General features: G+C 66.8%; 8 protein-coding genes. 4 read left to right on the top strand and 4 right to left on the bottom strand.

The genetic code is table 11. From position 1 onward, the window contains the following. Nucleotides 1-33 precede the first annotated feature (33 nt). Entirely contained in the window at nt 34-159 is a 126-nt protein-coding gene (locus tag NLI89_RS21750; RefSeq protein WP_302675758.1) for a hypothetical protein, read from the top strand. A gap of 690 nt (nt 160-849) precedes the next feature. On the opposite strand, the gene istB is transcribed toward NLI89_RS21750, so the two are convergent. The 3 genes from istB to NLI89_RS12405 all read right to left on the bottom strand — a co-directional run bounded on the left by istB (nt 850) and on the right by NLI89_RS12405 (nt 4,112). Continuing rightward, nucleotides 850-1,578 carry an IS21-like element helper ATPase IstB gene (gene istB / locus NLI89_RS12415; protein WP_133032303.1) on the bottom strand — a complete coding sequence of 243 codons (729 nt, stop codon included), beginning with the start codon at nt 1,576-1,578 and terminating at the stop codon, nt 850-852. Further along, nucleotides 1,565-3,073, bottom strand: a complete 1,509-nt coding sequence (gene istA, locus NLI89_RS12410) for an IS21 family transposase (protein ID WP_368077276.1) — start codon at nt 3,071-3,073, stop codon at nt 1,565-1,567. Before istA ends, istB begins: the two co-directional genes overlap by 14 nt. A gap of 151 nt (nt 3,074-3,224) precedes the next feature. Beyond that, on the bottom strand, nt 3,225-4,112 hold the full coding sequence (locus NLI89_RS12405) for a helix-turn-helix transcriptional regulator (protein ID WP_254687295.1): 888 nt from the start codon (nt 4,110-4,112) through the stop codon (nt 3,225-3,227). 128 nt (nt 4,113-4,240) lie between these two features. Here NLI89_RS12405 and NLI89_RS12400 point away from each other — a divergent pair, with 128 nt between their 5' ends. The 3 genes from NLI89_RS12400 (at nt 4,241) to NLI89_RS12390 (ending at nt 11,824) form a co-directional block, all read left to right on the top strand. Beyond that, nucleotides 4,241-6,889 (top strand): PD-(D/E)XK nuclease family protein, encoded by a 2,649-nt coding sequence (locus NLI89_RS12400; protein ID WP_254687294.1) that lies wholly within the window; start codon nt 4,241-4,243, stop codon nt 6,887-6,889. Beyond that, nucleotides 6,889-10,278, top strand: a complete 3,390-nt coding sequence (locus NLI89_RS12395; protein ID WP_254687293.1) for a UvrD-helicase domain-containing protein — start codon at nt 6,889-6,891, stop codon at nt 10,276-10,278. Before NLI89_RS12400 ends, NLI89_RS12395 begins: the two co-directional genes overlap by 1 nt. A gap of 736 nt (nt 10,279-11,014) precedes the next feature. Beyond that, a complete protein-coding gene (locus tag NLI89_RS12390) occupies nt 11,015-11,824 on the top strand; it encodes a SirB1 family protein (RefSeq protein WP_254687292.1) in 810 nt (269 codons plus the stop codon). 33 nt (nt 11,825-11,857) lie between these two features. Here the strand turns inward: NLI89_RS12390 and NLI89_RS12385 are convergent, their stop codons facing one another. Next, complete coding sequence (locus tag NLI89_RS12385; RefSeq protein ID WP_254687291.1) at nt 11,858-12,286, bottom strand: hypothetical protein; 429 nt, start codon at nt 12,284-12,286, stop codon at nt 11,858-11,860. Nucleotides 12,287-12,474 lie beyond the last annotated feature (188 nt).

Genomic DNA, 12,474 nt, shown 5'->3' with positions numbered 1-12,474 from the left:
ACGTCGTCGAAATCGAAGCGGCAGGTGTCCTCCATGCCGAAGAACAGGGCGGGGTTCTCCTCGACGATGCTGACAAGCGCGGCGGCGCTGTTGATCAGCTTCGCCAGGTTGGACGCGAGCATGTTCTCGCGGGCGCGGTCGCGCACGCCGTTTACGTAGCACGGGACGATCGTCGTCAGCGGCATGCGGTCCGCATAGTAGACCCAATCCCGCTCGGAGTGCATTTCGCCCATCCTATTTTCCCTTCTGTGGATACTTAACGAGCAACCACATCAGTTCGAATCTGCCCCAAGACCCCCAGACTGATGGTCAGGTAGGGAGTAGGACAGCGGTTTCTTGGCAAGGTGCCGTACCGACCCGCCAGTGTACCGGTAAGCTAGGCCAGCTGAACGATCGTCCCGTTCTCCTTACCGCCAAGGCGATGATGGACACCGTGGTCTTTAGGCTCAGGACTCATTGATCGAGAATCGGAAGATGGCGGCGAGGAAGATGTAAGCACATAGGTCATAGCGTGTGCAAATGCGCCGTCAGTCTTTGGGGCGGGCGAACAAGTTCTCGATGCAGTGCCGCTAGCGGTACAGGATGACGCAGTCGCTACAAAGCAGGCTGACGCTCAAAAGAGCAGTTTGCCAAAAAGCCCGCCGGTCGTGCCGCCGGCGATCCCACCAGCGGCCAACGTGTCAATCGGCGTCCAAAAAGGACCCCCTATCGGCGTCCAAAAGAGACCCCCTTCGTTGGGCGGCGTGACGGTAACGGACGCGCCGTTCGCGCTGGTTGCGGCGTAGGGCGGGCGTAGCCCGACCGGAGGCGTAACCAGCGCGAAGCGTTCCTCTGTCGGGTTCCCGAGGGCTAGCTGCGGTGCTTGAAGCGCCAGCTGTCGTTGCCGGTTTCGACGATGTCGCAGTGGTGCGTAATGCGGTCGAGCAGCGCGGTGGTCATCTTGGGGTCGCCGAAGACAGTCGGCCATTCGCCAAAGGCAAGGTTCGTAGTGACGATGACCGAGGTCCGCTCGTAGAGCTTGCTGACCAGGTGGAAGAGCAGCTGGCCGCCCGAGCGGGCGAACGGCAGATAACCAAGCTCGTCGAGCACCACGACCTCAAGGCGTGACAGCTGAGCTGCAAGCGCGCCGGCCTTGCCGAGGCGAGTTTCCTCCTCGAGCCGGTTCACCAGGTCGACCGTGTTGAAGTAGCGGCCGCGGGCGCCGTTTCGCACGACGTTGGCGGTAATGGCGCTGGCGAGGTGCGTCTTGCCAGTGCCCGTACCACCGACGAGCACGATGTTGCGCTGGCCGGCCAAGAAGGAGCCGCTGTGCAGCGAGCGCACCAGGCCTTCGTTGATGGGCGTGCCGTCAAATACGAAGGCGTCGAGGTCCTTCACCGCCGGCAGCTTGGCGGCTGACATCCGGTAGCGGACCGACGCTGCATGGCGATGGGCCGTCTCTGCCCGCAGCAGGTCGGTCAGGATTTCCATCGTCATACGCTTGCGCTGCAGGCCGGTGGTGACCGCTTCGTCGAAGGCACCAGCCATGCCCTTGAGCCCTAACTCGGCCATGGCCGTCATCATCTCATGCCGCTGCATGGAAACCTCGCAGGCTGTCGTAGCGACCGCAGTCGGCACGAGGTGGATGGCGCAGCGCCAGGTCCTCGGGTGTGGCGATGGCCAACGGTCGTGGCGGCTCGCGCCGACGGGCGAGGATGTTGAGAATGACGTCGTCGCTGGTGATACCGGCCAGCAATGCTTCACGGACGGCCGCCTCGACGAGATCGAGCCCGTCGTCGAGCACCGCGGCAAGCACGCGCACGAACCGCCGGTCTGCATCATCGCCAGCGCCGAGCTTGCGCCGCAGTCGTGACAGCGCAGGCGGCAACTCCCAGTCCTGGAATGGCGCGCCGTTACGCAAGGCGCCGGGCTTGGTCACGAGCACCGGCAGATAGTGCCACGGGTCGTAGATGGTGCGGTCGCGACCAAAGAACCGAGGATGGTCGGCGAGTACCTCATCGCCGAGGCGCACGACGATGCGGGTAGCATAGGCACGCACCTGGACCGTGCGCCGCACTGCTTTGGCCGAGACGGAATGGCGGTTGCGGTCGAAGCTTATCAGGCACGTGCCGCTCACCGCATGCTCGCTCTCGTAGAACCCGTCGAAGGGCGCGGCGACCGGCTGGAGCACACCGCGCTCGGCAGCCCATGCCTGGGCAACCGTCAGTTCCTTCTGCTCAGGGTGCTGGTGCAGGTCGGCCCAGCGGCAACATTCCGCCTCCAGCCAGCCGTTCAGCTCCTGGAGGCTGACAAAGCGCAGGCGCGGTTGGAAGAACCGACCGCGTGCCGTCTGGACCTGGTTTTCGACCTGGCCTTTCTCCCAGCCGGCTGCCGGCGAGCATGCGGTCGGCTCGACCATGTAGTGGTTCGCCATGACCAGAAAACGCCGGTTGAAAACCCGTTCCTTGCCTGTGAACACGCTCGTCACGGCAGTCTTCATGTTGTCGTAGATGCCCCGCGTCGGCACGCCACCGAAGAAGGCGAATGCCCGCGCATGGGCGTCGAACAGCATCTCCTGCGTCTCGCGCGGATAGGCTCGCACGTACATCACCCGCGATGCGCACAGCCGCACATGCGCAACCTTCACCCGCATCGGCTTGCCCGCGATCTCGACGTCTTCGTGGCTCCAGTCGAACTGGTAGGCCTCGCCCGGCCGGAACAGCAGCGGGATGAACGCTGGCGCGTCCATTACGTCGCGACGCCGAGCCTGCCGCCAGCGGGTAGCGTAGCGGCGCACCGCATCGTACGAGCCGTCGAACCCCTCGCGCAGCAGCAGATCGTGGACACGCGTAATGCGCAGCTTCTCGCGCCGCGGTCGTGCCTCATCCTCTTCCAACAGCGCATCGAGCCGCATCTGAAACGGCCCCAATTTTGGCAACGGCTGTACTTCTCGCCGGTACTTGGTGTCCGCCTCCGGCGCCCGGATCGCCCTGCGCACGACACCGCGTGACAAATGCAGGTCTCGCATTATCGCCTTGATGGCTTTGCCCGACGCGTGCTCGCGCCGGATCCTCAATACCGTCTCCAATACCACATCCCGATCTCGCCGCCTGACATCTGCCAAGCGGACAGCCTTAGACCAACGGAATGAGGGGTCCTTTTTCGACGCCGATCACCCCGCTACCGGGGTCCTTTTTCCACGCCGATCCACAGGCCAACGCTCAACAGCCTGCGGCCCGCTGAGGTTAGAGCTTGAAGTCGGCGCGCTCCAGCGCGGCCAAGGTGGTTGGTCGGTTCAGGTCGACGATGTGCTGGGAGCGGGGGCTGAGCTTGGTCGCGTCCTCGAGCAGGCCGAGCCGCTTCAGCACGTAGAACAGCATCGCGTAGCGAACCCTGAGGACGGCCTTGCCGTCGCGCATGCCGAAATCCTTCGCGACGACCTCCTTCTGGCTGATGGTGAGGTCGGGATGCGGTCCGATGACGACATCGAACGTCTCGTTCCACTGCCGGTCGTCGGCCCCGGTGGCGCCGGGGTCCCCGGGCGCACGCTCCCCCAGAATGCGGGGCAGGAGGAAGTCCTTGAACCGTCCCTCCACGTGGCAGAAGGCGCGGGCGTGCCAACGGAAGCCGTCGTAGCCGAGGGCATGGGGCGTCATGCGCCGCCATGTCGGCGCAGCGCGGTCGCGGCTCATCGACTGGTAATGGACCTCGATCGATCGGCTGTCGCGTATCGCGTCGAGCACCGCCCGCAGGGTGTCGCTCTCCACGCGCCGGCGCGGCGTCACCGCTATGTCGACCGCCGGGGGATCTGAGATCCACGATTCCCCCGGTTCGGTCAGCCCTTCGGAGAGCGAGCGCAGTCGCGAGAGATAGGCGGCGGGGTCGGGCTTCAGGAAGACCGGCGCGAAGCCATCACCGGCGACGTACCGCTTGGCACGTTTGTCGTAGACTGCGTTCCCCGGCGCGCGCTCCTGGTATAGGGTGAGATCCTTCGAGGCCTGAGGCACCGAGACCCCAAACAGGCCAATGATGTCTGCGCGGTTCACGCCACCCTCCCAGAACAGCCTGAACTCGATAAACTCGAGCCTGCGCTCCACGCCCCACTTGAGCGTTCCGGTCTCCTCATCCGTCACGCACGCACTCCAAGTCAGCTGATGGGTATACAAAGTATATGGACATACTATAAATATCTGAATATATAGTATCCCCATCACGAGTCAGCGTCAATGGTGTCGAGGACAGTTTCAGGAGGAACAGGGGAATGCAGGCGATCCGATCCACTCTCATCGTCCATGGTCGGAACGCGATGCGCGAGGCGCGTCTTGCCGCCGCCCGCGACGGACACCACGGTCTTCAGATCATGACCTTCGAGCAGGCGGCAGTGCGTCTCGCCGGCGGCTTCGTCCGGTTGATCGACGACGAGGCGCTGCGCGAGACGATCCAGTCGGTGATGCCGGCGACCAACATGGGCGAGCTGGAGGGCATCAAGGGACTGCCGGGCATGGTCGGCGCCGCCGCCGACACCCTTCACAAGGTCTGGCGCGCGGGGATCGACCTGTCGGCACGCGCTGGCGACGATCCGCGGATCGACGCCGTGGCGAAGCTGGAGGCGGCGATCCTTGCCAGTCTCCCCGCCGGTATGCTGCGCCCGTGCGACATCGTGGCGGCTGCGTCGGCGCGCATCGCGTACGCTGCGGCCGTCCTTGGCCCGATCCGCATCTCCAGCATCACTGAGCTGGCGCCGTGCTGGCGGCCGCTGGTGCACCTTCTCGCTGCGAATGTCTCGGTGCGGTGGGAGGCAGGGCCGCGCGCTGTACCCGCGTGGCTGAGCGGCGAGACTGAGGTCGAAGCCTCAGGGCCGACCGCGCCGACGATCACGGTCGTGAGCGCCGCCACCGCCTACCACGAAGCCGTCGAGGCCATGCGCTGGGCGCGCGGGCTACTGGCGTCGGGCGTGGCGCCCTCCGACATTGCCATCGCCACGGCTTCGCCGGCGGACCACGACGATCACTTCTTTGCGCTGCGGGCTGACGCGAACATCGAGATTCACTTCGTGCACGGCGTCCGCACCGTCACCACCCGCGACGGGCAGGCGGCGGCGGCGCTGGCCGACATCCTGGTGCGTGGCATTTCGCAGACCCGCCTTCGGCGCCTAGCATCGCTGTGCCGCGACAGTCGGCCGCTCGTGTCTCTGCCCGACGGCTGGCTCCGCGTGCTGCCCACGGACGCGCCGCTCTCGACACAGGCGGCCTGGGATCGTTTGCTCGGCCGGCTTGGTGCGGCCGACTGGCCGGACGCCGTGGACCACACCCAGGAGCTGCGCGACGTGGTCGGCATCCTGGCCGGAGGGACCAGTGAGGCGCAGGCCATCGGCGAGGCGCTCCTGACCGGTCGCGCCCGCACGATCTGGCGCAAGGCGCTGCTCGCGGGACCCGCTGCGTCGATCGATGCGACCCTAGAGTCGCTTCGTCAAGACGACGGGCTCGAGGCGAGCGTGTCGGTGGCGTGGATGCCCGCGAGCGCACTCGCTGCGTCGCCGCGCGCACACGTCCGGCTCGTCGGCCTCAATTCCTCGCGGTGGCCGCGCGCGATCTCCGAGGATCGCCTCATCCCCGACCACGTGATCCTTACGTCCGAGCTCGACCCGCTGCCCGTCGCCCTTGCTGACCGGCGCGACTTCGAGACCGTGCTCGCGACCACGGGTGCGCAGGTAGTGATCTCGCGTGCCCGGCGTGACAGCGAGGGCCGCCTGCTGGGCCGCAGCCCGCTTCTGGCGGGCCTTGACGACGAGACGTATCTGCGCCGCAATGCCGTCCCGGCCCACGCGTTCAGCGAATCTGACCGCCTCACGGCTCGGCCGGGCGAGTTCTCCGGGGTGCCCCAGGCGGCATCTGCGCTGGGTTGCTGGTACCACTGGCGGCAGGAGGCGGTTACCGCGCATGACGGGCTTGTGCGCGCCGATCACCCGGTGCTGGTCGAGGCGCTCGGCCGCGTGCAGTCGGCGAGTTCGCTGAAGACACTGCTCCGCAGCCCGCTCGGGTTCGTCTGGCAGTACGCCTTCGGCTGGAACGAGCCGCAGAGCAGCGACGAGCCGCTGGTTCTCGACGCCCTCCAGACCGGAAACCTCGTTCATGCCGTCCTCGACCGCACGCTGCACGAGCTCGAGGCCGTCGGCGGCCTCGCCGCCGCGGAACCTGGGGCTGTCTCGACCGCGGTGGCCGCCGCCGCCGCGGCTGTCGCCGCCGAATGGGAGAGCCGGCAGCCGGTGCCGCCGCATGCCATCTGGGAGCGGACGCTCGACGATGCGCGCCGGCTCTCGTCCGCCGCGCTCACCTATGGCGACGCGCCTGCGCCGGGTACCCAGTCGTACGGCGAGGTGCCGTTCGGTGGATGTGAGCCTCGGTCCGAGGCGGCGATTCCGTGGAATGCGGAGACGCCGGTTGTGATCCCGGGGACGGGTTTCGCCATCAGGGGCTACATCGACCGCCTCGACGTCGCCGCTGGCGGGGGAAGCGCCCTCGTGCGCGACTACAAGACGGGCAAGGCGCCGCGGGACGCGATCCGCTTGAAGGGCGGGGCGGAGCTGCAGCGCTGCCTCTACGCCTTCGCCGTCAGGCAGCTCCTCGGCGACGGCGTCGAGATCACCGCGTCGCTGCTCTATCCGCGCGAACCGATCGATCTCCGGCTCGACGACCCGGGGGGCACGCTGGACGAGCTGACCGGATATTTGCAGGCGGCCCGCGCGTCGCTCGCCGCTGGCGCGGCACTGCCCGGTCCGGATACCGGCGGGGACTACGACGACCTCGCCTTCGCCCTGCCGGCCAACGCCGGCGCCACCTACTGCAAGCGTAAGAAGACCGCGGTCGCCGAGCGCCTTGGCGATGCGACTCTCGTCTGGGAGGCCGAATGATGACTGAGATCAAAATCCTGAAGGACGACGGCGCGCGTCGAGACGCGATCGGCCGGCACGACCGCTCCATCCTCGTCGAGGCCGGCGCTGGCTCCGGCAAGACGGCGGTGATGGCTGGGCGTGTCGCCCTCATGCTCGCCGAGGGCGTGGCGCCCCAGGCGATCGCCGCGGTCACCTTCACCGAGCTGGCCGCCAGCGAGCTGCTCTCCCGGGTGCGCGAGTTCGTGGAGGAGCTGGCCGAAGGCCGGATCGCGCCCGAACTCCGCGTTGGTCTCCCTGATGGCCTCTCGGATGGACAGCGCGCCAATCTCGCGGCGGCGGTGGCGTCGATCGACGAGATCACATGCTCGACGATCCACGGCTTCTGCCAGCGGCTGATCAAGCCCTATCCGGTCGAGGCTGACATCGATCCCGGCGCCACCGTCATGGACCGCGCCCAGGCGGACCTCGTCTTCGGCGAGATCGTCGAGACCCACCTGCGCGATCGCCTCTCGGCGGGGCAGGGCGGCATTCTCGCTGAGATGGTGCTGCACACGGACCGCGCGACGGTCGAGCTGGTCAACACCATCGCGAGCGCAATGCGCGGGAGGCGCGACCTGATCGCCCCGCCGACCGCACCGCTGGCCGGGCATCTGCAGGCGTTCCGCGATGCCGCAGCGCAGCTTTCGGCGTTCATGGGAAGGGCGCCCGCTATCGAGCCGGAGACTGAGGTCATCGCACAGCAGATGTCGGCCATGGCGGCGGCGCTGCCGGCCAACGCCGTTGCGGTCACCGCGGCCGGTTTGGTCGGTCTCCTTGTTACCCGCCCGCATCCCGAGCTCTGCAAGAAGGGCGGTGGCTTCCTGACCTACAACCGCAAGGGCAAGTGGGGCGCTGCGGCCAAGGCGGCCGGCCGTTCGACCGCGGAGGGCAACCAGCTCTCCGACCGGGCGAAGGAGCTGTACGAGGCCTGCGGCGCGGCATGGAACGGCATACTTCAGGCGGCCGCAGGCCATGTGCTCGCCGCCCTCGTCGCCGAGGCGCGTCCGATTCTCGAGGAGTTCGCGACCTACAAGCGCGCGAGCGCGCAGCTCGACTTCGACGACCTCATCAATGCGGCCCGCGACATGCTGCGCGACCATGACGCGGTGCGTCTGGCGCTCGGAGGGCGCTACCAGCGTGTACTGGTGGACGAGTTCCAGGACACCGATCCCCTCCAGTCCGAGATCCTCTGGCGCCTGTGCGGCGATCCGGGGGAGGACCCCTCCGACTGGGCCGCATTCCGCATCCGCCCGGGCGCGCTGTTCCTGGTGGGCGATCCCAAGCAGGCGATCTACCGCTTCCGCGGCGCCGACGTTGGCGCCTATGTCCGGGCGCGCGACTCCTTCTCGGTCCAGGACGCCGAGGGTATGATGTCCATCTCGACGAACTTCCGCTCGTGCGGCTCGATCCTGACGTTCGTGAACGAACGGTTCGAGGCGCTGTTGTCGAGCGATGGCCAGCCCGGCTTCACCGCGCTAGACCCGTTCCACGACGATCCTGCAGAAGGCGTCTGCGTCGCCGCGCTTGAGGTCGCAGCCGCCGACGAGAACGGTGCCGCCAACGTCGAACGCCAGCGGGACGCCGAGGCCGAGGCGGTCGCCGACCTCTGCGCGCGCCTCATCGGCAGCCACATGGTTATGGACCGCAAGGCCGGAGCCCCGCGCCCGTGCCAGCCCGGGGACATCGCGCTGCTGGCGCCCACGGGCAAGGACCTGTGGCGATACGAGGAGGCGCTCGAGCGGCATGGCGTCCCGGTGGCCACCCAGGCCGGCAAGGGACTGTTCCGCCGGCAGGAGGTGCAGGATCTAATCGCGCTGACCCGCGTCCTCGCCGACCGGCGCGACACGCTGGCCCTGGGCGCCTTGCTGCGCGGACCGCTAGTCGGACTGACGGAGGAGGAGCTGCTGGACATTGTCGGCGGGCTTCCCCGCGCCGAAGGTGCCGAGAACCGCATCCCGCGGCTGGACCTGAACGTGGATCCCGAGACGATCGCCCACGAGCTGGCCCGCGACGTGATCGGGCGGCTGCAGTCACTGCAGCGTCGTGTGAACTCGACGACGCCGCACGACCTGCTGTCCCAGGCGGTGGAGCTTCTTCGCGTGCGTCCGATCCTCCTTGGCCGCCATGGGCGCCAGGCGGAGCGGGCGCTCGCCAACGTCGACCTCTATCTCAGCCTGGCGACGGGTTACTCGGTGCGAGGCCTGCGCGCTTTCGCCGAGGCGATGGCGGCCGCGTGGCGGGACGAGACGCGCGCGGTCGAGGGACGCCCCGATGCGCAGGAGGAGGCTGTCGCCCTCTTCACGATGCATGCGGCCAAGGGCCTCGAGTGGCCGGTCGTGATCCCCGTCAACACGATGACGGCGGTGATGGCCGGGCGCAGCGAGATCGTCGATCGCGACACCGGCGCGTTCTACTGCTCGGTGCTCGGCATGCCGCCGTCTGGCTACGAGGCGGTCCGTGTGGCGGAGGCTGCGGAGCTGGAGCGCGAGCGCGTCCGTCTGTGGTACGTGGCGGCGACGCGGGCGCGTGAGCTGCTGATCCTGCCGCGCCTCGACGTGGCGCCGCCCAATAGGTCTTGGATCGGCCTCGTTAAGCTCTTAGACGGGCTTCCAGCCTTTGATGCGTCTCAATACCCCGACGATCCGCAGATCGCTGCCATCGGTGCGGGAAACGCGCAGACCCGCGAGGTCTTCGCGGACGAAGCGGCAGGCATCGTCGAGCGCCAGGTGCACCTGAAGTGGGTTGCGCCGAGCCGCGACGAGGCGCCGGCGGGACCGGTGGTGCTCGAGGAGGTGCCCGACGTATGGGCCGGCGGGGAGGCGGGGCCGCCGCCAGATCTGCCCGAGCCGCCCGCGGTGCAGGGCGGGCGGGAGCGTGGACTCGTCCTCCACAAGCTAATGGAGGAGGTGCTGACCTGCGAGCTGTCCGAGGAGCCCGCCGCGCTGGAGACGCGCGCGGCGGAACTGGTCCGCGCGCTTGGTAAGGAGCCGGTCGCGGATGCGTCGGTTGGTCTCTCGCCCCCGGAGCTCGCCGACTGCGTCGCGCGGACACTCGCCATCGACGAGGTGGTGCAGCTTCGGCCCGGGCTCCTCGCCGAATTGCCGGTCTATGCTATGGCCGCCAACGGGCGTGAGCTTCTGGCCACCTCTGGCGTCGCAGATGCGCTCGCCGTCGATGCCCAGGGCCGGCCGCTGGTGGTGGTGGACTGGAAGACTGACGTGGCGCCCGACGCCCAGACGCTCAAGCACTACCGCGCGCAGGTCCGAGCCTATCTCGACGTGACAGGAGCCACTCGCGGCCTCATTGTTCTGATGACGAGTGGCACCGTTGTCGCCGTCACGCCGACGCCGCAGGCGATTGACGCCTGATGTACCGCTGCTGGTCCTGTTCCGCCAGGTTCAGCACCAGTAGCTGGCGCTGATGTTCCGCAGGCAGGCCTACCCGGTAGCCATTCCAAGTACTTGCCGAGAGCAGTCCCAGCTGGACCAGCGTCGTAGCGAGGTAATGGCAGGCCGTCTGAAATCGCAGCCGGATCGACCAAGAGCAGTCAGACCTTAAACGGCCAATACCAACTGCAACATCGCACCTGAACCAATGGCTGGTTTCGGGACACGCTCAAACAGTGGTGAACGGCCGAAATTGGGTCTCTGCTGCCGGGAAGCTGCCAGACACGAGCCGACCAGAGTCTGTCGTTCAGCGCCACCCCGGTGAACGGCAGATTGAGGCGAAAGCTGCCGTTCGGGCTGATCGAAACGGACGGTCCGCAACGCGCCTCCTTCTCGGTCGTCCTTCCGGCTGACGCGCTACTCAATAAGCGGCCTTTCGTTCAAGCATCATTGAGAAGCTAGAAGGCGGGAAGCGGTCCGTGGAAAGGGATACGGTCGCACAACGCGTAGCGGACACAATGGATCGTTCGGCGGTGTCGCCTTCGAATGCTGAGGATATGGGGCCTTCGGGGCCAACCTACCTGCGCGGGGCATGCAGACATGGCCTCGAACGCATCGCGGTCGTTTGGCCAGCGCGAATGAATGACGCGACGTTCGCGGTGTCTCATAGCCTTGCGGTGTCATAGGAACGATCGGAAGAGCCCCCATCTACCGCGTCATGACCAATAGCATTCTTCATCTCGGGCTGATGGAAGACGGGGAGATCGAGCTCGATCTGGCCGCCCTGGAACTCGCAGCGCTCGATCATCCCGGTATCGATCTCGACGAATATATCGACGAGCTCACGGACATAGAAATAGCCCTACGCGCTGCTGATGGCGGCGCAGTGAGTAGCGCTGCTCAGGCCCAGACCCTGAGCAGCGTGATGGTAGAAGAGTTCGGATTCTCCGGCGACCGCACGCACTACGACGATCCCCAGAATGCGGACTTGATCGCTGTCGTCGATCGACGACTGGGTCTGCCGATTAGTCTCTCGATTATTTATGTGGCGATGGCACGCCGCCTTGGGTGGTCGGCGATACCGCTCAATACTCCGGGCCACGTCCTGGTCCGCCTTGGCGATGCATCGGATGCGCTGATCATCGATCCCTTTAACGATGGCCGCATCGTTGCCCCTGAACAGGTGGAAGCCTTGTTGGAGCAGATGACCGGCCAGGCACGGTTTTCCGACGGGATGCTTCCCCTGTCGAACCGATCGGCACTCGTTCGACTCCTGCTCAACCAGGCGACCCGTGCTGAGCAGGCTGGCGACCCCGCGCGCGCATTGGTCCTGTACGACCGCATGACGATCGTGGCGCCCCCGCACGCCCATGGTTGGTGGGAGCGGGCCAGACTTCAGCTAGTCGCAGGAGATGTGGCCAGCGCCCGCAGCAGCCTCAGCGCGATGCTGGAAATCACCCGAGACGATAATCTGCGCCTGCAGGTCTCGGCAGCGCTCGATGCCCTTCCCCGGCCAACGCCGTCTTGAGCGTCGCGGTGGAATGCCTCTTGCCGTGATGGCTTATTCGACGCGCGTCCATCTCCGCTCAGCCCACGCCTGGGATTGAACGATGTCTCCGAACCGCCAGAACCGGGTTTCCCGCGCATGGGGACCAGCACGAACGAGCGTCCAGCACTCGCCGGTCGGCAGCTCGACGATGCGGTGAATGTGAGCGGCATCAACATGGTAGATCTCGCCGGGGATGCGGTGAACCAGTTCGCTGTGCCAACCGCCGTTTGGATCCAGGTGGAACACCTCTTCGACATAGTCACCGTCGAGGATATCGGTGTCGAAACTCCAGGGATGATCATGCGGCGTCGCATGCGGCTCTTCCATCTTGAACCGGTGCAGCGCGCGTCCGTCATCCAGATGGTATTTGGTAAACGCCCGCGACATGCGCTCCACGCTGACGATCCGCGTGCTGTCGGGAAACCGCCCCTGCCAGGTCAACGGTTGCGCGCCTTATCGGGGGCATGGAGCGCGGGCTTGCTGTCCTGAGCGCGACCACCGACGCCCGCGTCCAGCGTCCCACCGGTCCTGATAGTATCCGCGTACGCTGCCGCGCGACTTCCCCTTGTGCGTAACGCTGCGCGCGCTGTCGCCGCGTTCCCGCGCTAGCTGTATCACCGCGTCGACGA

This window comes from Sphingomonas faeni (assembly GCF_024273235.1).
GTDB classification, from domain to species: Bacteria; Pseudomonadota; Alphaproteobacteria; order Sphingomonadales; family Sphingomonadaceae; genus Sphingomonas; species Sphingomonas faeni_A.
Note: the sequence above shows the minus strand (reverse complement) of the source record. Positions and strands in the feature narration are given on the sequence as shown.

Excerpts from the sequence above, each read along its gene's own strand:
- NLI89_RS21750 (WP_302675758.1), top strand. The coding sequence starts at position 34 with ATGCCGAAGAACAGGGCGGGGTTCTCCTCGACGATGCTGACAAGCGCG.
- istB (WP_133032303.1), bottom strand. The coding sequence starts at position 1,578 with ATGCAGCGGCATGAGATGATGACGGCCATGGCCGAGTTAGGGCTCAAG.
- NLI89_RS12400 (WP_254687294.1), top strand. The coding sequence starts at position 4,241 with ATGCAGGCGATCCGATCCACTCTCATCGTCCATGGTCGGAACGCGATG.
- NLI89_RS12395 (WP_254687293.1), top strand. The coding sequence starts at position 6,889 with ATGACTGAGATCAAAATCCTGAAGGACGACGGCGCGCGTCGAGACGCG.
- NLI89_RS12390 (WP_254687292.1), top strand. The coding sequence starts at position 11,015 with ATGACCAATAGCATTCTTCATCTCGGGCTGATGGAAGACGGGGAGATC.